Genomic DNA, 23,242 nt, shown 5'->3' with positions numbered 1-23,242 from the left:
ACAGCGATATTATGTTTTTATTAGCTGTTTTCTCCACACTAGCCAAAATTCAACCATCATTAAAGGATATACCCAACACACCCATTCATATACCGTCCTCCTCATGTGCTCGTCTTCGATAAAGTTGAATATTCCTGTTAGGTCATTTATTTGTGGTAATAATCGGATAAATACAAATGCCAACCCGCATACATAGCTTCGTATCATAAACTCTTTATGTCTTATGATATTCTTCTTTCTTATAAAATAGTAGGCGGCTATAGTACAAAAGAGCCAAATGGTAGCTAATAAACCTAAAGACGGAATAGCTCCTGGCAGCGAGTATGTTGTCGCCAGAAGTACATAAACTGTAAGTGCCGATATAATTGAACCGATAATATAGAATTTACCGGCCCATCTGTGGAATTTTAAATACTTATTTCTTATTTGGGGAACAAACTGAAGAGGCCCAACGAATAGTGTAAAGGCAGCAAAACCAAAATGTGCAATGATCCACCATTTAAAACGTACTCTTATGTCACTGAACTCGCTTTCTTCTCCAAAGAAATATACACTGGTATCTCTCAGATAATAATTAACAGAAAATACAACTACAATCAAGAGGACTATAATGAGCCAAATACTATTTGATTTTTTTCTACTCATATTATTGTTGGTAGCTAAGCATTAAAATCTCTTTTGCTGACTACCGCGATAAAAGATATAAATTGTCTGGTAATACCATTTTAAATTTAGCAAAAAAGATACTTATAAATAGGGGAGGAGTCAAGGAGTACAGGAATGGTTAACTGCTTAAAACTTTATCCTTGCCTATTAGTCTATTTTAACCACAACATTTCCTTTCTTTTCACCTTTTTCGATATATCGGTGTGCTTCGGCAACTTCTTCTAGACCATAATGACGTTCAATAACCGTTTTTAAATGGCCCGCTTCTATTAAATCTTTGAGATAATCCAGGTCTTCTTTATGAGGGTTGGCGAGCCCGGTCATCATTTTTTTACCAGTGGTCCATGAAACCCACAAACTTGGTAATAGCCGTGATAGTAATGGAATTGCCGAGATATACCTCCCATTTTTATTTAATAGTCGAACACTGCGGCGGTGCGATAGCGCCCCTACAACATCAAAAACAATATCGTAAGTGGTTCCGCTTTTGGTAAAATCCCCTTCTTGGTAATCTATAACCGCATCTGCCCCCAGTGAGCGTAACATTTCCAGTTTATCGTTGCTGTCTACCACAGTAACTTTTGCTCCGTAGTATTTTGCCAGTTGCAGGGCATAGGTGCCAATACCTCCGCCAGCACCGTTGATGAGCACTGTGTCTTCTTTTTTAATCCCGGCCTTTTTTAGAAAATGCAATGAGTCCAGGCCCAGGCCTACAGGAGCTGCTTCTTCAAACGTCATATTGGAAGGCATTCCGGAAAGGACATACTTTTCGGACAAACATATATACTCCGCAAATGCACCAAAACGGTGACTAATCCCAAAAAGCTGGTCGCCCTTTTTAAAGGATTTTACTTCGGCACCAACAGTTTCAACTTCCCCCGCAAGATAACTGCCCAGGATTTTTAATCTGGGTTTCCTGAGACCAAAATACAACCTGGCCAGGAACCAGGTAAAGCTGGGAATTTTTGGACTTCGCATCTCACAATCGCCCATGGTGATTGCCGCCGCCCGGATTTTAAGCAAGACTTCATTGTCTTTAGGCACAGGTTTTTCAACTTCTTTAAGTTGAAGTACCTCGGGCGGGCCATAGTTGTAGAAAAGGACGGCTTTCATTTATATCAGTTTGGGCTATGGATAAACTATAGCCATATTTGGTGTAAAGGTATTTAATGCAATACCAGGAATCTGTAATCTAATTGTATAAATGTATAGGTATTAAAATTGTTCCTCGAAGAAGAACAATACCAGACCATTGGGTTCCAGGACCGAAAAGCTCCTATGCCCCCACGACTGATCTACAATTTCCTGCTTAATAGGGATTCCCATATCCTTATATTTTTTGTACAATTCATCTACCTCCCACACCTGGATCACCATAAACGGGCCCTGGGGTGCGCGGTAGTCCAAACCGGTATTTTTGTATTGCTCCTCTTGTGGATGATGCAGAATTTCCACCAGTCCAATGCCAGCTTCAAAGACGGCACCTTTATCGTGTTCACTTCTATCCCAGTCGTGTGCCAATTTAAAACCCAGTTTGTTCTGGTAAAAATCATAGGTTGCTTTATACTTATTGGTAAAGTAGGCGAACCTGAATTTTCCTTTGTTTTCTGTCATTTAATTATTGTTCAATGTCTCGTCGTCATAAATATCAAATTCGGCTGAAAGTTTTTTCATGAATTCTTTATTGGCAAAGTCTTCATCATTAAGTGTAGAGAGCTTTTTCAGGTACAGGTCAAATTGTCCGTTTTTAAATATAGTAAGCATTTTACCGCCTTTTTCACAAGTGGCTGCATGCCAGACATTGGGAGGTACGGTAATGGTGTCCCCCGCTTTAGCCAGGACCGTTTCATCGTCAAAAATTAATGCTACTTCCCCTTCAAGAATGTAAAATACCTCGGTCATTATTTTATGGTGATGTCTTCCCAGATGAAACCCGGGTTTTAATCTGTCTTCAACAAAGCTCAGTTCACCATTAGTTCTGTTCGAAGAAAGTTTAATAAAACAATGATCCTGAGAATAGTTGTAGTTTTCACCCTCTCCTTTCCGTATAACTTCTTGTTCTTTCATAAAGCATTGATTAAAAATTTTCATTAAACCTGGTTCTGCACATCGGTTTTAAATAGTTGATGCAACTACATTCAGAATTATTCCGATTTCGGCAACAAAACCAAGTTAAAGTATTATGAGATTATTTGCCTGTAAATTCTGCAAAACCTTTCACTGTGGCTTTAACGCATAGGCATGGTGTTGATGCATCTTCACAGGCTTTTGTTATCAGTTCTGGCCTGTTTGCTTTTATCCAACCCTTGGCTGTATAGTACAAGTCGGGGTCGTTAGATGAGGTGTTTATCGATCTGATTTCACTGTTTACAATGGTTAAATGAAAGGTGTCTGTTACGTTGAAATCAACCTCCAAAGCCGCTATCAAATCGTCCTTTACCGTAATGGGGCAAAGAATAAGGGAATCATTTTTTTTAATAAAGTTATTCCGTTTAACCACTTTATAGTTGCCACATTCTGCCCATTTTTGATAATACAGGATATTATCCCGGGTACCGTCGGCATGGGTAAGGGTAGCTTGGAGGCTGTCTTTGTTAAATGAATAGAAGGCATCTATAAAAGCTGTAGCAATATCAGTGTTGTTACTTTTAGCAATCTCGTCTTTTTTAGCTACCTCTTTGCAACTGCATATAAGCAAAAACGATCCGCAAATAAGCAGTAATGTTTTATTGAAAGGAGTCATAATTTAGTTTAACAGGCAATTTAGGCTATAGCTGTTACTTTATCAAGCCTGGATTTTACTTAGGGGAATACATTATGCACAAAACAGAACAATACTTTAACTACTACTTTACTTTCTTCACGTTTATTTTATAAACCAGTTCCCAGTTTTTCATCCCATCTGTAGAACGATACACTTTTTTTAAATAATGGTTATCGGTAATCACATTATCGATAACTTTAATATCAAATTCTTCCTTCCCGCTATAACCGCCTTTTACAATTGTGGTCATTTTTCCATCCACTAAACGGGAAGTAAATTTATGCCATCGCTGTGCTTTGGCATTGAGGAATAGGGCATCCCATTGTTTGGTGGAAGTGTTGTATGTTCTGATATCTGTTGAAAAGAATCCTTTATCGGTTGTAAACTGGGACTGGAAGGTGCTATGGTCTTCTAAAAATTTGCCCTTTATGGTGGCAATGGCTTCCAGCTTTTTGAAAGTACCATCTTCCTGTTTCATTTCCATTTCAGATTTCCATTCTCCCCGGTAGTATTCAAATTGTGCCAGTTCAGGTACAGCATCATCAGCATAACCATAATCTGGCCCGGCCTGAGCTATTAAGTTGATGCATATAAAGAAAACTATAAAAGAAGTAGTAATTTTCATTGAACTAATTTAATTAAGGTGCAGAAATACAATTTAAACAAGCCTTTTTGCCATCACGCCAGTAATGTAATACCATAGATTTTTTAGATGAAAAGTTTTATGCCAGCTGGTAAATTTGCACTTTCTGTATATGATAAAGATTTAACCCTTTTCTATAATTAAAGTATTTTCCTGTAATTGATTCCCTTGTTGTTTACCCAAAAATAGATGGCTCCTTTTTTAAGTGCCATGACCTTTGGAAACGATCCGGTCCCTATTTTAGTTTTGGTATTATTATCTGAATCAATTGTTGTTATAGCATCAGCGTTCGAGAAAACAATATATGTATGCTCATCGTTGGCTGAGATCGCAGGAAATCTCCCGGGACCTATTTTCTCCTCCGAACTACTTGAACTCGAGAGAAAAATTTCCCCTTTTCTTTTCCAGATGGTATTCAACTCACCGTTGTTATCAATAGTCAAACCTCCTCCGTCCATTGGGCATCCATTAATTTTCCAGGTTCCTGAGCCTAACTTTTCAGGCACGGAAAAACTGTCTCCTTTATCAGTAGACCTGGTAAAATGCAGGTCTCTGGCACCGTTTATATTGTTTCTAAACATTACGGTAAGATTCCCATCACTGTCGCTGATTATTGATGGTTTACAGCATTCGCAAACCGATCCGTCCGGTGATCTATATATTAATTTGCTTTTTGACCATGTTTTGCCTCCATCAAGAGAAGAAGAGAGGTATATTTTTCCTTTGGTCTTTACCCGATCTCCATTTCGTTCGCGGAACTTTGCATATTCCCCATAATTCTCTGCTTTTAAAACATTCTTGTTCTTATCAAAAAACACCCAGTATAAATTGCCTTCATTATCATCATGGAATGCCAAATGTGCATTTTTAGGAACGTCCCCAATTTTATTGTACAATTCTCCCTTTGTAATTCCAATAGGGGTCATTTCACTTAGATTCTCTTCAATTTGCGGTGTGGATTCAATGGTATGGCTTTTATTGGCAGCATCCGAATGCCTATCTGCATTATCGGACTCCAGAAAGCGCGTATCAATCCAAACGCAGTAAAGTTGTCCATCCGGTGTTGAAGTAATATCGGAAAGGAATTCGCCCACAGATGCATCGATGTCGTTTATTTGCACGGGCCCATACCATTTGTCATGACTATTAACTGGCCGAGACCATGCGTAAAGGTTGCCTGATTCATCCGGTGCAGTTACAACAGTTGATGAAGACGTTATTGCAATACCCGGACCGCTAGAATATCCAAGCACAAGCCCGTCTAAGGATGCTACCAAGGATGGCTCACTAAAAGACGCTCCCTGATTTTTGGAGGTGGAATAGTAAATAAATGATTCATTGCCAAAAACCAATGCAATTTCACCATCCGTATTTTTGGCAATAGAGGGCTGATCTCCGAAGTCTGAGATTAAGTTTTCGCTTTTCTGTGGGGTATTCTGACAAGAAATTAAGAATAATGAAAGTAGGGATAAATAAGTAAGATGTTTCATGAATATGGTTCAGGTCTTTTGTAATCTTTTCTTAACCTACCCTCGCTAAAGGTTGGTTGCAAATATCGCCGGATTAATATCTATAAATATACCCTCAACGAATTCATGCGGTTAAGTTAGAATATCTTAGGGTTATCGGCAAAGAACGGAAAAAAGATAGTTTATTCCTTACGTGTTATTCCAATTTACCAATTAATCCCCAGCCATTGGCCTTATCTATTACCACGCAGTGAATTTGGTTGGCTCCTTCTTTGAGCGGCAGGTATAATTGGTTGACATTTAGGCCAATATGCCCCATATATTGCACTCCTTTGGCCCTGAATGCATTATTGCCCTTAAAAATAATCTTACCATTTAAATACACTATTATTTTATCGCTATAGTCGAACGTAAAAAGCTTTGTTTCTACTTTATCAGCATTAATTGTTTTGGAGGCGATGATATAATCTTCCTTGTTTTCCTCAAAGTTACCTGCTGAAGTTTTTTTAAGAAATTTGGAAATTGGTAATAGTCCGGATGCTTCGGTGGTTACAGTGCTGTATTCATATTTTAAAAAATCTTCATAGTTCAGTTCCGCTTCGTTGTATGGCATAGCCTGGGTAATTTCCCATTGGGTTATAATACCATCGGCAATAGGCTTATCATCACCAGATTCAGTATTAACCGTAGGTTCACCAGGGGTAAATCTGAAGTTCGAAAACCGATTTGTGAATAGAGCAAAGAGGCCTAGTTCTCCTTCTTCTATAGCAGTTCTCAGAGGCGTTACAGACATAACTTTTTCATCATTTACAAAAACTTCTGCCGTTTTGTTGTTCACTTCAATTCGCAGGGTATTCCAACCCGTATTCTTAAAGGAAACTCGCCCCTGGTGTTGCCTGTACAATTGCCAGTTAGATTCATTATTAAAAATGGGAGTGTATTGTACCGCATCTGCCTGGTTAGATTTATGCAGCCTCATATAGGCTTCCTCCATATTATTATTTTCCTTTCTGAAGGTAATTCCAGCAAAACTCCTTTTAGTATTGGCGTAGACATCTACTTCAATAGTGCCGTTTGCGAATTTCCGATTTTTAACCGTTGCCCTTCCACCTTTCAGGAGAAGTGTTTCCCTGTTGTCAAAATTTTCAAAAGTAGCTTCTTGTGGTAAGTCCCAATTAGAAGCGTTCATTGCAACTTTTATAGTATTATTTTGGGCAATTGATAGTTGAAAATAGCATAAGGCGATGGTTAGATACAGCAATTTTTTCATTGTGATTTATTTTAAATGTTATTTACAGCTATCAGAAGGGTTGCACTTTAATATTTGTACCTTCTAAAGTATTAAAAAACCTCAGGGCAAATTCTTGTATTAACTAAACTTTAGGGTATTGGCATTCTCAAATACAGCTATACCGTAATAGCGATCTCTTGTTTTATTGCAATACGCCGGCACTAAATATTTTGTCTACTTTCCGGGATGTTCATTACCATTGTGTTCAGAAGAAGGCGTAACTTGGTATAAGCGCCAATAAATGCTAAAAGAATTGCCATATCTACCCATATGGATAAACCAATTCTTTTAGCTTTCATTAATTAAATAAATGGTAACCGGTGGAATATTAAGATATAAAAAATGTTCTTTTTAAAGCGATGCCTTTATTTTCCCCAGGTGGTGAAAGCTATGCCTGAGCGCATGGTCTTCAATAAAAAACTGAGCCGTTAGGGGGGCGTCATAATTCAGGGAGACGCTTGCCGAGTTGTCCAGATCTTCATCAGTAAATTTACGTACCGCGCTAGCCGCATTCTGGCTGTTCTGGCGCAATAATTCCAACGTTTCTGCCTTGTCCACATTAGCGTTGGCCTGGGCATGGTCTGCATTCATTTTATCTATCACCTCTTTAGTTGCTCCGGTAATAGGCTTTCCAGAGGCAAGCAGTTGAGCCAGTTCAATTTCTACAGGATACACGCTTGCCACGTGATGTACTACAACACCCACAGACCGGCCATCCCCGGCAACTGCTTGTTTCCATTGTTCTTCGGAAAGTTCTTCGGCTAGTGTTGCTAAAGAATTTGCGCCCAGCAAAATACGATCCGCTAATGCAGCTGCTCTTTTACTTAATTTTTGGTTTGCATTTGTCATGATTATAAATTTTATTGGTTGGAATTAATTGAAAAATTAAAGACGTCTGGTCTGGAATAGTGTCCAACTGCGTCGAACATTCTTTTTGCTTCGGTGATGGTTCTTAGATCGATATCGGCGTATAAAATGCCTTCTTCCGATTGCAGGGGGCCGGCAATTATTTGACCCTTTGGGTCTACAATGCAACTATTCCCCGTATTGATCCATTCTCTTCCTTCGGGGTATCTATTTTTGAAATCAAATTCGTCAGGGATATCATCCATACGTAAAGCCGTACATACGCTTACTACGAACAATCCGCCTTCCCTTGCGATATGTTGCATGGATTGCAACCAGTTTGGGCTTTTGTCCCATGTTGGGGCGGCCAGGATTTGCGTTCCTTTTTCATAAATGGCATTTCTTGCCAAAGGCATATAGTTTTCCCAGCAAATTAATCCGGCTATTTTCCCGGCGGAGGTATCGTATGCCCTGAAGGTAGACCCATCCCCTTGCGACCAGATGAGTCTTTCCCCGCCTGTTGGTATAAGTTTTCTGTGCTTGCCGGTTATTTGACCCTGACTATTTATGAAGAGCAGACTATTAAACAGGCTATTGCCACTTGTTTCTGAATTTCGTTCATGCATTCCCATTACTACACTGATTCCGGCTTCCTTAGCCGCTTTACACAATATGTCAGTAGTATCGTCCGGAACTGAAACGGCGTTTTCAACAAGCTCAACGTAGAGGGCATTCAATTCCGCTCCTTTGCTATTTGGAATAAGCCAAACCCAATCCGGGTATCCAGAGATAAAAGCTTCGGGAAAGACTATTAGCTCTGCTCCGTTCTTAGCTGCTTCTGATATTGCTTTGCAGGCCTTTTCAACTGTTTTCTCCTTGTTTAAAAATACGGGGGTCAATTGTGCGGCTGCTATTTTTGATGTACTCTTCATGTTATTTGGAATTTTATTATTTATAAACCTTATGAGGCAAAACTGCAATAAATAGGAAGAATGCTAATTCAATATTGATTCAAATGCTGAAACAATCGATTCAAATTCCTGTTTTCCGGAATTATGCCTGTTGTTTGGAGAACTCTGTCGGGGATATTCCAAACCTTTTCCTGAAAACCCGGGTAAAATAGGTAGGACTGCTAAATCCTGAATCATAGCCTATTTCGGCAATTGTTTTATTGGATTGCGCTAATTTACTTAAGGCTCTTAGAAGACGAGACTCCTGAATTAATTTGTTGGGTGCCATTCCTGTTAAGGATTTAATTTTTCGGCTGGCCTGCGATTTACTGAACCCCAGAGTAAAGAATAACTCTTCAGTTGAAAAATCCGATCTGGAATAGTTGTCTTTAATAATATTGGACAGCTCCATGGAAAAGCTAATATTATCCCTATCAAGAATAGTGAAAACGCTTTGTTTTTCATTTTGGTCAGACAGCTCTTTTTTAGATAAGGTAATTGTTTCTTTATCCAGGTAGCATTTTCCGTTAAGCCCTAATTCACAAAGGCGATTCACCCTTAGCTTGGTCTCCTCAAAGAAAGATTCGCCCTCCTCATCTACCGGTTTACCACTGACAATGGCCAAATTAAATTCCAGGTCATCGGGCTGCGAATTAAATAGTTCTTTTATAGCAACTGCACATGAAATGGCATCTTTTGCATACATAAATGTGGCCATGGCCTGATGATTTGGTTCCCTTACAATTACCCCATTATGGTCCTTAACCAACTGGATAACCTGCTTTAAACAGCTATTGCTTCCCTGGGAGATACTTATAAAATTAGACATTAGGATACTGCGGTAACCGGAGTCTAACTCTCCGGAATCTGTGGTTGCCAAATCGTCCACGTCCGAACCTTGCCCCATAAACAAGTTATATTCATTGTCAGCTACTTCAATAATATTACATGCGGTATTGCCGTGAGATTCCAGATGTACCTTGTTACAAGCATCTTTATCAGGACCTTCCATAAGACAAAAAATGGTTTTTGCTTGTTCATTTACCCAATATTTCAACTGTTTTACGCCAAATTTGTCTTGTATGGCCAGATCTTCCATATGGGCTTTTACTACGTCTTCAGCTGAGAACTCATCAGAGTCTACGGTATGAATATCCATATATAGAGGCATAAACTTTTGTTTTATAGTTCGGTATTGTATTCCCTGCAAGGCTTAAGATAGGATTTTGCCCCGGGTTTTTAAATGTAGTCAAAATTTTTAATCAGCAGAATGAACCAAAAAGACCTGGATAGCGATTTGGGGTCTTTATGTTTTTGCTATCAATAAGGGAGCTACAGGGAGAGCGACAGAATGGATAGTTAAATAGAAAAAAAGGTAACAATTAACTATGGAACAACTATAGTGGATATAAAAACCCAAATTAAGAATCGTCTAATTGAAACAATTATATGGTTTAAACCTTACTCTATTTTAAAAAAAAAAGTTTAATTTTCACACCAAAGGACCACTATGAAAAATTACAAATTGCTATTCTTTGCCGCCATGATTCTTTCCGGTTGTTCAAGCACAAAACTGGCAAACTCATATAAACCGGACAATATAGGTTCCGTTGGGGATAAGAAAATAATAGTGGTTTCCAGGACGCCCCAAGATGATGTAAGAAAGGGATATGAGCGGGCAATTTCGAAAGAACTTAGAGCTGTTGGATTTAATGCAACAGCGAGTCATTTGGTATTTCCCGATCTGAAACCCCTGACCAATAAAACGGTTGAAAGAATCGCGCAAACCATTTCAAAGTTCAGGGATGAGGGTTATGACATTCTTTTACTAACTTCCCTTAAAGATGTTAATGAACAAGATATTCTAAGAAGCGAAGAAGGCTTTGGTTCTTTATCGGACTATTACGGTAACAAATATGTCACTCTCAAGGGGTACTATGATGATGTCCATGCGCCTCCAAAACTGAGCCCTCTTGAAACAGAATTGGAACCCATAACCAAAAAGGAGGTGACTTTTATTTTGGAGGCTGTTACCTACAATCTTTCCTTACCCGTAGAGCAACGGTTACTTTCTGTGGTCACTACTGAAATAACCAATCCCAATTCGGCATCTTCTGTCAAGAAAGGGTTTGCGAAAGCGATTGCCAAAGAAATCAAATAGTCTTTTATCCAGATGCGGCAACCAGGAGCGAATCAGGGTGAAGAGATCACTTCCTGTTCACTTCAATGCTGCTTTTTGGGTATTAGAATTTGATTCTTTATATAATTAAGAGTTTATTTTGGTTATCCTAAAAAATGATTGTATTCTATTTGTTATGATTGCTATCACCCTCAGGCTGCGGAAATATATCAAAATCTAAAATTTCATTGGGATTTCTGTTACTAAGCCTTCTGGTAGTTCATTCATGGCCGCTCTTAAGCCCATAACTACTTCATAGAGTTCGTCGTTTACCTTTGAGTATCCTTTAACAAAATCTGAATATGGCTTATGCCCAACGCTAACAAACCCCTGATGAAAATTTTGCCCATCAAAACGACCAAGTACAGGGTCATCGTTAAAACTAAAGTAATGAATACCTATACTATTAGGGTGGGCAGCAGCGTTTTCGGCATAATATCGATAGGCTACGGCACGATCAGCCTCAGTTCTGGTCCAACGCGCTCCAAAAGCTGAATGCCCTGCTTCCATAGAGCCATGATGGAATTCTCCAATAAGAATCGGTTTGTTAGTGAATTCAGCAGCGATATCAAGACGTGACGAAGGATTATCGGTATAGTTGTTCATCGAAAAGACATCCAGATATTGGGTTCCTGCAAACCGCCATGATTCTTTCAACGCACCCGATGCCCATCGCATACCCATGTTCAGGTGATTGGGATCCACAGTTTTTGCAGCTTTAACAGGCACTTCGATATACTTTTCCAACATTATAGTAGAGAATTCCTCCAAATCGGCAAAAGCAATTTCAGATAGATTTGAAACCTTATTTTGAGGTTGTTTTAACTGATCAAAAGCATCGAAACTGGTTTTCCATGCTTTATTTAGATCATTGATGTTAGCGTAGCGTTTCTTCAAAAATTCCACCAAGACATCCTTACTTGCATAATCTCCTTCCTTGGTCAATAATTCCTCAGCCAAATTAATAGTCGGTACATATGCCCAGCCAGGCTCATTGTTCATAAAATAGCCAATCAAATATTTGTCATTTTTAAGTGGTTCCAACTGCTTTGCAAAATCGTTCGACAAGTCTGCGTATTCCTGACTAAAAACATCAGGAAAGTCTCTAAAAATTCGTTTTTTCGTAATTGGGAAATTTTGCAACGGAATAACATAAGGAATTTTAGATTTGCTTATAAAGGTCGAGTCTGACCAATTTCCGATACTATTAACGTTCCATTCGACAAGTCGTTGTTTTGTAATTTTCGACCATTCATCATGCCAATTATTTCCGAAACTCCTTATAAGATTAGCGATATGAAAGTTCAACAAATCTAGTTCCTTACCGGTCGGATTCTGAATGTCAAATACTTTTTGCTTCTCCCAGGCATCTACATATTCGCCTTCTTTTTCTGGCATCCACTCATGCAAATCTGATATTCCTTCGACATTACCAGGAATCCCAGGGCCAATAATATCAATACCCATGCTATAGAATGCATAACCAGAAGGATCAACCAACCACCATCTTTTTCCATCGTGTTCTGTTCTAAAAAAACCGCTTGCATCAAATCGTTTGAGTTTGGTACCCCCATACTCACTATACTTTTCAGAATTCCTTTTGGGTTCGGATTGATTGGCCAATTCGCGCAAATAACTAACCATCTCATCGGAACTTTTCATCTTATCATTCCAATCTTTTTGTATCCATTGACCCATTTCATCAATGATTTTAATAGCCGGTACAGGATAATCTGGTTGCTCAGCAGTGAATTTGAAATCCTTTAGGGTTACCGTGGCCGGTTCCCCAGAAAATTTCATAAAACTTATTCCGAGACGGCTCCACTTATTTATATCCACGCTTTTGCCAAATGAAAATTGAATCAATGTTCCTGGAGTTTTAGGCGCACCTCTACCCTCCGCCAAGACTGATAGCGGAAAGGAGTTGCGTGCCCTTAATCCGGGAAATAGCCCAGACGCACTTATCAAATCAGGAGATTGACCTTGATTGTCTTCCGACCAAAACAAGAGGTTCGCAGACGGGCTTTCCAATCCATCCACCTCACTTATAAATGAAATCCACGCGGTTTCAGGAAGCGTTTTCAATTCCGGATGTTGCAATATAAGGGTGCAAGGCAATCCTGTAGAAATTTCAATACTGATTTCATTTTTGCCTAACGTATTGATTTGACACCCGGCGGCAATGAAATTTTCAAAGCTCAAAGTACTGATAGTCTTTTGGGCCATTGATTCTCCTTGTTTTTGTGCTTGTAAACCAAAAGATAACAAGACGGCAGATAGCACAAGAAGCATTGATGTAATGCGTTCAGACTTATTCAAAATGATCTTCATTTGATGTGATTTAATTTAATCAATATAAGAAATATTCAGGGTACCTCTAAAACCAGGTATTAATGAGAATTGAAAATGAAATTCAAATACCTGAGAACTCTAATCATAATTTTTCCATTTTTGGGTTGCCAATCCACTTTTCGAAATAGGGTAGGAATACAATTGGCAAAAACAATACCTACTAATAGTGCGGTAGCAAAGGATGGATATGACAGCCCCAAAAGGAGAGTAAAGCATAGATACCAATTCCGCCTTTTCTGTCAAGAAAGGGTTTGCGAAAGCGATTGCCAAAGAAATCAAATAGTCTTTTGTCCAGATGCGGCAACCAGGAGCGAATCAGGGTGAAGAGATAACTTCCTCTTCAGTTCAATGCTCCTTTTTTGGACATTAGAATATGTATCTTTAAGTGATAAAGAGTTTATTTTATTTGTTGATGATCCTTCTTAAAAAAACACCAAACATACTCTCATAATGGGGACACGAGGCCTAACTTCCATTAGCTATCTTGGATCCTTTTGATTTCCTTTTCGAATTTTTCAAAATCAATTTCCTCTTCTGTAAGTGATATGGCTTTGAAAGTGATTTCCTCAATAGAATTTGGTTCAAATCCTATAGACCTTGCAACGCGTCCCAACCATCTATTTTGATCTTCGCCGGTAATCCCTTTATCCGAGTTTAAAATTTTTCCCAACTCGTACAAAGCTCTTATTCTTTCATCTTTGGAATATGGGGCAGTGATGGGGTAGTCCATATAGTTCTGCATGACAAACTCATATTCCCGCTCGTTGAGACTCAGTTTATACATCAGGTGCTCCAAAAAAATAATCTCCCTTTCCGAGGCATCTCCATCGCGCAAAGTAATTTTTACCATTGATGCGAAGGCATCATGATATTGGCTTTTTGAATGATAATTCATGTTCAGATATCCAAGCTTTTGTGTTCAAAATCCAAGATAATAAACTTCTATGAAGTTGACATCACCTTATTTGATTATCTTAGAAACTTGTTAAATAACCATAAACCTACATGAAGAAGTATAATTATTATCACTTGTTTCCATGTTTGCTTTTCGTTATCCTTTTTTGTACGACCAATTGTCTTGAAGCCCAGCAAACACAGACGCAGGATTCACTTGACACCCCTTTTCGAAAAGGACGATGGCTTACGGGACTCTCCGGTAGTATAAGTTCTAATACCAATAAAGAAACTTCAGGAGATGAAAAAACAATTACCAATGAGTTTGGGCTTAATTTTTCTACTGGAAATTTTATTAAGGACCGATGGCTTTTAGGCGGGAGAATAAATACTGATAGAGCTAGTGCTGCTGGTAATGTTGATAGGACCACTGAATCCTTGTTTGTAGGGCCATTTGTTTCGTATTATCTATCCGAAAATAGCCGAGGTTCCTTGTTTACTACTTTATCATCGGGTTATGTGCGTTATAGGGAAGAGACAAGTTTTAACGATTTAACCAATCCTATTCGTGAACTTTCTGAAGGCGGAGGTTTTGGAGCACTTTTGGGCCTTGGTTATTCTTATGTCATTAATGATCAAATTGCCTTTGATATTGGTTTTGATCTTAATTTATTTTGGATAGGGGTCGACCAAGAGCAACAACCATCGGGAACAATAGGTTCCCAAAATATCTCTGTGAGTAATATCGCTTTCACTTTTGGATTTAATGTTATTTTAGACGATTTCTTTTTTTGATGAAAAAATTACTGGTATGTATTCTTGTTTTAATGATTTTCCCTATTTGTCTACTTAGCCAAGGGAGAGAGGAAGGATTTGTCCGTACTGACACCCTGGGAAAAACAAAAAAAATAAAGTTTATAGGCCTGCCTATAGCTTTTTACACCCCCGAAACACAATTTGGTGTAGGTGGTGGTGGGCAACTATTTTTGCTGAACAATACCAATCAATATAACCAACGTCTTTCCAATGTTTTATTTAGCGGAATTTACACCACTGCGGGGCAAATTATGTTCAATGTAACTCCACAAGTCTATCTGGGTAAAGGGGATTACTTTATTGATGCGGATTATCTCTTTGAAATATATCCAAATTCCTTTTGGGGGATTGGTCCGGAAACTACCGAAGAGAATGAGGAGTTGTACGATCAAACCACGCACAAACTTAAATTAAGTTTCTTGAAGCGACTACCTCCTGACTTGAATTTTGGGTTCACCTATAATTTTGCCAACCATCAAGTAACCGAGGTTGAAGAAGGAAGACAGTTGGATTCAGGAACAATTTTAGGCTCAGATAGAACCGTAATAAGTGGATTAGGTGCCGAATTTAATTTGGATACCAGAAATGATATCAATTCACCCACTGACGGACAACTTTTTGAAATTGGCGCACATTTTTCTAGTCAAATTCTAGGAGCTACCCATGGTTTCAATAAGTTCACCCTTGATTTAAGAAACTATGAACCCTTAGGTGAAAGAAGTACACTTGCAACCCAAATATATATCGAGAATAATTATGGAGACGTACCTTTTCAAGGCATGGCCTTTTTTGGCGGCAGCAGCAGTGCAAGGGGATATTTTTATGGTCGATTCTTGGATAAAAACATGTATGTTGTACAAGCAGAATATCGCTATCGCTTAAGGCCTAGATGGACATTGGCTGCCTTTGGTCTAATAGGAAGCTTGGCCGGAGACGCATCAGATCTTTTACGATTTAATTCGGTAAAACCGGGTTACGGTGCTGGTGTTCGATTTAAGTTATTGAAAGACCAAGGTACCTGGCTGCGTTTGGATATTGGAAATGGGAAAGATGGCCAAAATGGTATTTATTTTGGGGTTAATGAAGCTTTTTAGGTTTCTATTTTGTTACTTGTCGGAGTCTCTTTGATTGATAAACTTCCCTACCACGACAGCCGTAATAACAACCAGATAAAATTGCCCTATTAATCCAATTAAAATTGCTGCTTTTTGAGCAAGGGGTGTTACCGGAATTATATCCCCATAGCCGATGGTCATCAATGTAATGAAGCTAAAATACATGAGTTGCTCTGTAAGGGTATGTGCATGGCCCACTTGCATGGCCAATAACCCTCCTTCAAACGATTCAGGATTGGCTAGTTCAATGCTCATACAAATGAAAAATCCAATAAGACCTAGAGATATAAAACCGCTAATCACACCGAAGATCACTTTTTTGTCTACCTGAACGGAATACCATACCTGCCTGATAATTTCAAAAGTAACTGCTAAATAAAAAGCGAAATAAATTCCGAATTGCATATAGCTTGTGAATAGTGGCATTTCACCATTTGCTTGAGTCAAACCGAAAATAATACTACTGGAGACCAACAAAATTAAGAAGAACCAGAAAAAATCCTTTCTCTTAGAAATCAATATAATTCCTGCTATCAGGTTTAGTAAAAATAAAATAGGTCCGATACTCTCTTCAAAAATTTCTCTCTGAATGAACAATGAACCAAATAATACGGCTATCTGTGTAATAAAGAAAAACTCAAAACGATATGAATAAAGTTTTTTAAACATCCCCTAATCCAATAATGCTTCGTTAAATTGATACCCTTTGTAGTCTACCTTATACAAAACACTATAAAAAGCAGGAATAAATAGTAAGGTAATCACGGTACCGAATAGCAGACCGACCATGATAGTTACGGCCATAGGCTCCCACATTTCCCCGCCACCTAAATAAAGCGGTATTAAGCCCAATACAGTGGTAAAGGTTGCCAACAATATCGGTCGAAACCGTTGTAGACAAGCGGATATGATAGCATCCTGAGGTTTGCGTTTTACCTCGTTCTGTTCAATTTCTATTTTATCTACCAGTACAATTGCATTATTGATGACAATACCCGCCAAAGAAATCACACCTAAAAACGCCATAAATCCGAAGGGAACATTAAAAATAAGAAGTCCCAATACCATACCAATAACTCCTAAAGGAATCGTACAAACAACCATGACCATCTTTCGAAAAGAGTTAAATTGAATAATTAATAGCATCACAATAATAAAGGCCGATAATGGCAGATAACTAGCTACCGCACCCATATTTTCAGCCGTACTTTCAGCATCACCTCCTAAGTTATAACTATAACCCTGACCCCAAGAAGCGGCTTGTTCTTCTAACCATGGGGTTATTTCTGCCGTAATCGCAGACGCATTTCCATCTTCCGATAATTCACTTGAAACATTTATTGTTCTAGTTAGATTTAATCTCTTAATTCGCGTATACTGCCATTGAGGAATAATAGAAGCAACTTGCAATAATGGCACACTTTTACCCGAATTCTGTGCATAGATATTTAAAGTTTCCAAAGAGGCTAAAGATTGTTGCTGATTCTGATCGCTTAGCATCACAATTGGAATTGACTTATCGTTCTCACGATATTCACCCGTTCTAAAGCCATCTAGAACTGTTTGCAAAGAAGTTGCAATATCTTGATTAGTAACACCGGCCAATTGTGCTTTGTTTTGGTCGATATCAATAATAAATTTCTTTCCTTTTGGCCCCCAATCATCTTTGATATTCTTGGTGCCTGAAATTCCGAATAATCTAGTTTTTATCGATTGTGAAATTTCGGCCAATTTATCTGGATCGTCCCCCGAAACCTTTATTTCTATTGGTGTACCACCACCACCAGAACCCAAAAGACCTACTTTGATATCTGCATTGGGGAAAGATGAAAAACTGAAAGAATCCAACTTTTTGACCATTTCATTATTGACCAAAAAATTTGAGGTGTTTATAAGAATATGTGCGTAATTGGAATTCGCTTCATCGGGGTTGTATCCTAAATCATAGGCGGAAGGACCTTCACCGATATAAGCGGACCAATCCAAAATACCTTCAGATTTATTTTCGGAAACTTGCAGCTCACTTTTCATAAAAGCTTCTATCGCAGCAACCATTTCTTGGGTACGTTCAATTTTTGTGCCTTCCGGTAGGTTGATGTCCGCAGTAATCATATTACGGTCACTATCTGGAAAAAATACAAATGCTAACAAGCCAAAGCCTAAAATGGACAAAACGAACATTCCTACAATTCCAAGAAGGACGCTTCGTTTCCAATTCAATGCAATCAAAATCAAATTTTTGTATTTACTCTTTAATCCATTGATTAACTTATCTAAGAAACTTACTTTTCCTTCTTCTTGCTTCTTTACCTTTAAAAAGAAAACACAGAACAAGGTGATAATACTTAACGAAATAATCCATGAGGACAATAAGGCTATGGTAATGACCACAAAAATTGGTCCCATAATATCACCCATTACAGATTCGGCCATATAAAAGGACAGAAATGCCGCAGAAGTTGTCAAGGTAGAAATCAGTAGTGGTGTAAAGAGTTCTGAACAGGAATCTATGGCCGCTTTTTTGACATCCGCGCCATTTTCCATTTTTACTATGACCGATTCTGCCACCACAATTCCGTTATCTACCATCATTCCCAAAGCCATAATTAATGCTGCCAAAGTGATTTGATTTAGCCCAACATCAATTAAGCCCATTACAAATAAGGTGGTAATCGTCACAATCGGAATCAAGCTTGCTATAACCAGACCAGTTCTAAGCCCTAGAAAAAATAACATCACTGCCAAAACAATACCTATGGACTGCAATAGATTGCCAATAAAATCACTGATTTTTACATCAATATAAGTATCGATGGAAGCTAATCTATTCACCTCTAGACCCACGGGAAGTTTTTCCTTCCATTCGTTCAGCACAACATCTAGTTCTTCACCTAATTTAATGATGTTCGCTCCTTTTTTAAGGGAAACATGAAGTGATAGAGCATCTTTGCCGTTGATTCGTACAATTTGAGTTGGTGGATTAATATATCCTTTTCGAACATTTGTGATATCCTTTAAGGGAACAACTTGCCCTCCCTCCCCAACGGGGATTAGCATTTCTTCGATGTCAGAAACTTCATCAAAGTTTCCTGTGGGTTCCAAAATAATACGTTCATCCTCGACATTGATTTGCCCTCCAGAACTCAAAATATTTGTATTACTAATCAATCCCTGTAGACGATTAGAGGTAAGACCGTAACTCTTTAGTTTTGCATTATCAAACTCAACAAATACCCTTTCTTCTTGGTCCCCATTAATTTCAACTTTTGCCGCATCTGGTAATTTGATCAAGTCATCCCGCATATCATCGGCATAATCTTTCATATCAGAAAATGAGTACCCATCGCTAGTGAGACCTACCGCGATTCCAAAAACTTCTCCGATACCATCATCTTTCAATTGTGGTTGAACCCCACTGGGAAGGCCCTGAATGTTATTTAACTTTCTTCGAAGCCTATCCCAAACGGGTTGCAGGTCTTGCGGTTCGACCTGCATGACCAGTTCTACTTGAACTACTGAAAGGCCGGTTCTAGACGTACTTGTTACTTTTTTTAATTCTGGAAGCTCTTGGGCTACCTTCTCGATTTTATCTGTGACCAGTTCCTCCACGCGTTCAGGGCTAGCCCCCGGAAAAGAAGAAACTACTGAAGCGACCCGGATGGTATATGGTGGCATACTGTCCCTTGAAAGGCTTTGATAGCCGACCAACCCCATAAGCAAAACAACCCCTAGAATACTTAAAACAACCCTGTTGTTATTGATGGAAAATTTGGTAAGATTCATAATTTGTATGGTTTAAATTGGCTATTGCAATTTTACTTTTTGTCCGTCCAATAAAGTTTGTAAACCCGCGGTAGCTATCTTTTCTCCTCCTTCAAGTCCACTACGGATTTTAAACCCATCGCTGGTTAATTCTCCCACTTCTATCGTTTGCTTTTTGACCACTCCAACCTTGTTGTCATCAGTCTTAATAACAAACACATAGTTTCCATTACTATCTTCTCCGACTGCTTTTACGGGAACCACCAAAGTATCATCATTGGCTTCCTCACCGCTCCCAAAATTAAAGGTTACATTGGCGGCCATCCCAGGTTTAACGGCAGTGGTTGGGGTAACGATGTCTATCTTTATCGGATAGGTAGATGAGTTGGGGTCTACCACAGGGGAAACTTCCAAAACACTTCCTTTAAACGCATCTTCCAAAGAAGAAAGCGAAATATCCACTTCCATTCCTGTTTGTACTTTGTTAATAACATTCTCGGGTAGCCCTACCATAATATTGATCTGCTCTCCGGCATTGAGCACAGCGATTACCTGTCCGGCACTTACATTCGCATTGAGCGTCCCTGGTCTGCTAGCGATGGTTCCATCTTTTGGAGCATAGATATAGCCATAATTAATTTGTGATTGTTGAATGCTTTTATTACGCCTTGCAGATTCGTACTGATCCAAAGCACTTTGATAACTGTTCTTGGCAGCTTCATAATCACTGAGCGATTGACTACCACTTTCATAAAGCGATTTAACCCGGTCCAGGGCCGACTTAGCAGTTTTCATGGCCGAATTGGCGCTATTTAAAGCGGAAACCGATTGTTCATAGGCCAAATTAGCTTGTACATTATCTAGTTTGGCAATGAGGTCACCTTTCTTAACATTTTGCCCAACAGTCACTTTAAGTTCGGTAATAATTCCATTACTTCTAAAACTCAGTTCAATTTCGTCGCCGGCTTTGGCTATGCCACTGAAGGAGCGTATTTTCTGGGCATCCGAGGTGCCCACCACCTGATAGTTAACAGGCCTAAGAACTTCTTCCTTCTTTTCACTTTCTTCTTTACATGAACCAAATACTAGAACTGTTAAGGCGGTTAAGACTATATGACAGAAATATTTCATAATTAAGGTTGATTTTTTAGTTTCTATTCAAAATGAATTCATTTGCTCTTTGTATAAATGCTTGATTATTATCTTCGGAATTCAATAGGAAGAAATAACCAATGGCGCGCTCCAATTGCATCGAAGCCAAAAGGTAATTATAATTAGCGGTAGCACTCGCTAACTGTGATTGAAAATAATTGGTTTGTGCATCAATGAGTTGGATTAATGGAACCGCACCCTCACTATATGCAATCTGAGTCAAATCTAAACTCTCTTTGGCGGCCTCTTCGGCAATTTTTGAAATTTGAATATTGGCGATTTCATTGGTCAAATCCAATACGAGTGCATTTATATTCGTTTCGATATTCAAATCAATACTGCTCTTTTGAATGTTTAACTGGTCTTCTTGAATCTTAGCTGTTTGCTTATTGATATTTCGTAGGTTTTGATTAAAGAGTGGAAGGGATACGTTCAATCCCAAATTATATGTGCCATCAGGAGCAACAGGGATTCCAGGTGTAGGAACGGAGCCAGCTCCTGATTGAGATAATGCTAAATTATATTGTCCCTGAAGGGCTATTGTAGGCACGAATCTTCCAGCAGTATTTAATCTATAAGTACGCCGGGTCGCCTCTAAATTGTAACCAATATTTTTCAATTCCGGAGCATTGATCTTTGCTTCTTCTATCAGAAAATCCACGAGGTTGGGTCTCAATTTTGGATTATCCAAAATATCATAAAAATCTTGATAATTATAATTGGAGAATATACCTTCAGAGATTATGGCATCCTCAATATCAATCTCCATGCCAATAGCATTATTCATCAATTGGTTGATGGTGTAATACGCCTGGTTTAATTGATTGCCAGCCTCAATCAAGGTTTGCATGTTCTGGGCCATTTGACTGCGAAAACGGAGTACATCAGATTTTCCGGAGGCACCTGCCTGAAAATTTTGTTCTGAGATTTCAAGGTTCTTCTTGGTAACCTCCAGGTTTTGTGCTTGAATTTGAGCATTGGTTTTTAAAATCAACGCATTAAAGTAAGCTACCGACCCATTAAGAACTTCATCTAATTCGGCAGCATTATAGGTCTCTTGTTGTGCTTTCTGTAAATTTTCTTGAATAGTAATGCCCGCTGCCGCACCCTCGGAATAAATGAGTTGCTGTAAGCCTAAGCTTCCGGAAGTTGAGAATTCAGGATTCGTGCCGCCTGATATTTCAGCGACTCTAGGGTCTAAATAACTTCCTGTGGCCGATGCTGATACATCTGGCAGAAAGTTGCTTTTAGCGGTTTTTACATCTTGCGAGCTCAAATCAACACTTTTGCGCTCCACTTCAAGTCCTAAATTTCGACCTATCACCCCGTTCATAATATCCAATAGAGAATAGGCATTTTCAGGAATGAAACTACTTTCACCTCCCACAATATCAACAGTGCCTAACATACTATAACGTAATGGGAATTTGATTTCTTTAGCAGTATTGAAATTTAGGGATAGTCTGTTTTTATACTCTAAGAACATTGGAAGCTCAGACGGATTGGTGCCATTGATAATCGACTCCACATTTAAAGCGATACGCCTAAAAAACTGGTCGATATTTGATTCCGGTTGGTTGGTGGCAAGTATACCCTTCTCCACGTCCTGTTTCCTATTGGCTGAAAAGGAAGGCAATTGATTATCATTGATTGTCGAAATCAAAGTTTTAAGGGCAGTATCTGACAAAGTGAAACCTCCTGCTAAATAGACTGCGTCAACATCGCCCAAGAGGTTGGAAACGTCTCCATTTTCAGGCAGGGTCATTAGTTCATATGTTGATTCCTTATCTGCAAAATACGTATCAAAGAGATCCTTAATGGGTAAAGCTTCAGGAAGATAGTCATCCACTAATATTCCTACTTTTTGATATTCGTAAATTGAATTGAAAGCATCCAGATCCTTTTGATAAGATAAGGGTGCAATGATATAAGTGATATTATCTATTTCTGAGGTTTTTTGACCTTCCGGCAATTTGATAAAATCGCTATTGACTGACCCAAACACTATTACGGGTTTGGTATAGGTTTTTTGTTGATATAACGCTATATTATTGATGACGCCAAAAGCTAAAATGATATCAACATCACTTGATTCCAATGCGAGATAATTAGCTTTGGCTTTAGCTAAATCAAAGTCGTTTGCTAAAGGATTTTGAAAAACCAGACTAGCATCCTGACCTACAACGGCTCGAATCTCATTTTGAAGTTTTTCCAATAAAGGGGCATTCTGTTCCGAGGTTTCGTCAGCCAGTATACCAATGGTGATAGTTCTCGAACTTTGTGCAAATGAAATTACTGTTCCTAAAAGAAATAGGAGTATTATTAATTGTTTTCTCATATTTT

At 38.7% G+C, this 23,242-nt stretch carries 21 protein-coding genes; 3 read left to right on the top strand and 18 right to left on the bottom strand.

The window, feature by feature from the left end; all coding sequences use genetic code 11:
* Positions 1-9: 9 nt before the first annotated feature.
* The 12 genes from J1G40_RS05600 to J1G40_RS05545 all read right to left on the bottom strand — a co-directional run bounded on the left by J1G40_RS05600 (position 10) and on the right by J1G40_RS05545 (position 9,800).
* A complete protein-coding gene (locus J1G40_RS05600; RefSeq protein WP_265241613.1) occupies positions 10-645 on the bottom strand; it encodes a DUF2306 domain-containing protein in 636 nt (211 codons plus the stop codon).
* A 168-nt stretch (positions 646-813) separates the two neighbouring features.
* A complete protein-coding gene (locus tag J1G40_RS05595) occupies positions 814-1,779 on the bottom strand; it encodes an NAD(P)-dependent alcohol dehydrogenase (protein ID WP_265241612.1) in 966 nt (321 codons plus the stop codon).
* 102 nt (positions 1,780-1,881) lie between these two features.
* Positions 1,882-2,280 carry a VOC family protein gene (locus J1G40_RS05590; RefSeq protein ID WP_265241611.1) on the bottom strand — a complete coding sequence of 133 codons (399 nt, stop codon included), beginning with the start codon at positions 2,278-2,280 and terminating at the stop codon, positions 1,882-1,884.
* Positions 2,281-2,733 carry a cupin domain-containing protein gene (locus J1G40_RS05585; protein ID WP_265241610.1) on the bottom strand — a complete coding sequence of 151 codons (453 nt, stop codon included), beginning with the start codon at positions 2,731-2,733 and terminating at the stop codon, positions 2,281-2,283.
* A 121-nt stretch (positions 2,734-2,854) separates the two neighbouring features.
* Positions 2,855-3,409, bottom strand: a complete 555-nt coding sequence (locus J1G40_RS05580) for a hypothetical protein (RefSeq protein WP_265241609.1) — start codon at positions 3,407-3,409, stop codon at positions 2,855-2,857.
* A 103-nt stretch (positions 3,410-3,512) separates the two neighbouring features.
* Positions 3,513-4,055: a hypothetical protein gene (locus tag J1G40_RS05575; protein WP_265241608.1), complete on the bottom strand. Its 543-nt coding sequence runs from the start codon at positions 4,053-4,055 to the stop codon at positions 3,513-3,515.
* Between the two features lie 158 nt (positions 4,056-4,213).
* Positions 4,214-5,563 (bottom strand): sialidase family protein, encoded by a 1,350-nt coding sequence (locus J1G40_RS05570; protein WP_265241607.1) that lies wholly within the window; start codon positions 5,561-5,563, stop codon positions 4,214-4,216.
* 175 nt (positions 5,564-5,738) lie between these two features.
* Complete coding sequence (locus J1G40_RS05565) at positions 5,739-6,812, bottom strand: DUF1080 domain-containing protein (protein WP_265241606.1); 1,074 nt, start codon at positions 6,810-6,812, stop codon at positions 5,739-5,741.
* A gap of 182 nt (positions 6,813-6,994) precedes the next feature.
* Positions 6,995-7,132 carry a hypothetical protein gene (locus J1G40_RS05560; protein WP_265241605.1) on the bottom strand — a complete coding sequence of 46 codons (138 nt, stop codon included), beginning with the start codon at positions 7,130-7,132 and terminating at the stop codon, positions 6,995-6,997.
* Between the two features lie 52 nt (positions 7,133-7,184).
* Positions 7,185-7,682, bottom strand: coding sequence for a DinB family protein (locus tag J1G40_RS05555; protein ID WP_265241604.1), 498 nt, complete (start codon positions 7,680-7,682; stop codon positions 7,185-7,187).
* An 11-nt stretch (positions 7,683-7,693) separates the two neighbouring features.
* Entirely contained in the window at positions 7,694-8,611 is a 918-nt protein-coding gene (locus J1G40_RS05550) for a carbon-nitrogen hydrolase family protein (protein ID WP_265241603.1), read from the bottom strand.
* 121 nt (positions 8,612-8,732) lie between these two features.
* The gene (locus tag J1G40_RS05545; RefSeq protein ID WP_265241602.1) at positions 8,733-9,800 is read right to left on the bottom strand and encodes a nickel-binding protein; all 1,068 of its coding nucleotides are present in this window, start codon (positions 9,798-9,800) and stop codon (positions 8,733-8,735) included.
* Between the two features lie 339 nt (positions 9,801-10,139).
* Between J1G40_RS05545 and J1G40_RS05540 the strand changes: the two genes are divergently transcribed.
* Positions 10,140-10,790 (top strand): hypothetical protein, encoded by a 651-nt coding sequence (locus tag J1G40_RS05540; protein ID WP_265241601.1) that lies wholly within the window; start codon positions 10,140-10,142, stop codon positions 10,788-10,790.
* A gap of 195 nt (positions 10,791-10,985) precedes the next feature.
* Here the strand turns inward: J1G40_RS05540 and J1G40_RS05535 are convergent, their stop codons facing one another.
* Both J1G40_RS05535 and J1G40_RS05530 read right to left on the bottom strand, forming a co-directional pair.
* Complete coding sequence (locus J1G40_RS05535) at positions 10,986-13,139, bottom strand: beta-galactosidase (RefSeq protein WP_265241600.1); 2,154 nt, start codon at positions 13,137-13,139, stop codon at positions 10,986-10,988.
* 496 nt (positions 13,140-13,635) lie between these two features.
* Positions 13,636-14,055, bottom strand: coding sequence for a hypothetical protein (locus tag J1G40_RS05530; RefSeq protein WP_265241599.1), 420 nt, complete (start codon positions 14,053-14,055; stop codon positions 13,636-13,638).
* Positions 14,056-14,165: 110 nt separating this feature from the next.
* Between J1G40_RS05530 and J1G40_RS05525 the strand changes: the two genes are divergently transcribed.
* Both J1G40_RS05525 and J1G40_RS05520 read left to right on the top strand, forming a co-directional pair.
* Positions 14,166-14,849: a hypothetical protein gene (locus tag J1G40_RS05525; protein WP_265241598.1), complete on the top strand. Its 684-nt coding sequence runs from the start codon at positions 14,166-14,168 to the stop codon at positions 14,847-14,849.
* Positions 14,849-15,964, top strand: coding sequence for an outer membrane protein assembly factor (locus tag J1G40_RS05520; protein WP_265241597.1), 1,116 nt, complete (start codon positions 14,849-14,851; stop codon positions 15,962-15,964). Before J1G40_RS05525 ends, J1G40_RS05520 begins: the two co-directional genes overlap by 1 nt.
* 12 nt (positions 15,965-15,976) lie before the next feature.
* Here the strand turns inward: J1G40_RS05520 and J1G40_RS05515 are convergent, their stop codons facing one another.
* The 4 genes from J1G40_RS05515 to J1G40_RS05500 are packed head-to-tail and all read right to left on the bottom strand — an operon-like array spanning position 15,977 to position 23,237.
* Positions 15,977-16,654, bottom strand: coding sequence for a potassium channel family protein (locus tag J1G40_RS05515; protein ID WP_265241596.1), 678 nt, complete (start codon positions 16,652-16,654; stop codon positions 15,977-15,979).
* A gap of 3 nt (positions 16,655-16,657) precedes the next feature.
* Positions 16,658-19,768: an efflux RND transporter permease subunit gene (locus J1G40_RS05510; RefSeq protein WP_265241595.1), complete on the bottom strand. Its 3,111-nt coding sequence runs from the start codon at positions 19,766-19,768 to the stop codon at positions 16,658-16,660.
* 21 nt (positions 19,769-19,789) lie between these two features.
* A complete protein-coding gene (locus tag J1G40_RS05505; RefSeq protein WP_265241594.1) occupies positions 19,790-20,878 on the bottom strand; it encodes an efflux RND transporter periplasmic adaptor subunit in 1,089 nt (362 codons plus the stop codon).
* A 16-nt stretch (positions 20,879-20,894) separates the two neighbouring features.
* Complete coding sequence (locus tag J1G40_RS05500) at positions 20,895-23,237, bottom strand: TolC family protein (protein ID WP_265241593.1); 2,343 nt, start codon at positions 23,235-23,237, stop codon at positions 20,895-20,897.
* Positions 23,238-23,242 lie beyond the last annotated feature (5 nt).

This window comes from Muriicola sp. Z0-33, from assembly GCF_026126425.1.
GTDB lineage: Bacteria > Bacteroidota > Bacteroidia > Flavobacteriales > Flavobacteriaceae > JAFMPW01.
This window is presented reverse-complemented; position numbering and strand designations above follow the sequence as displayed.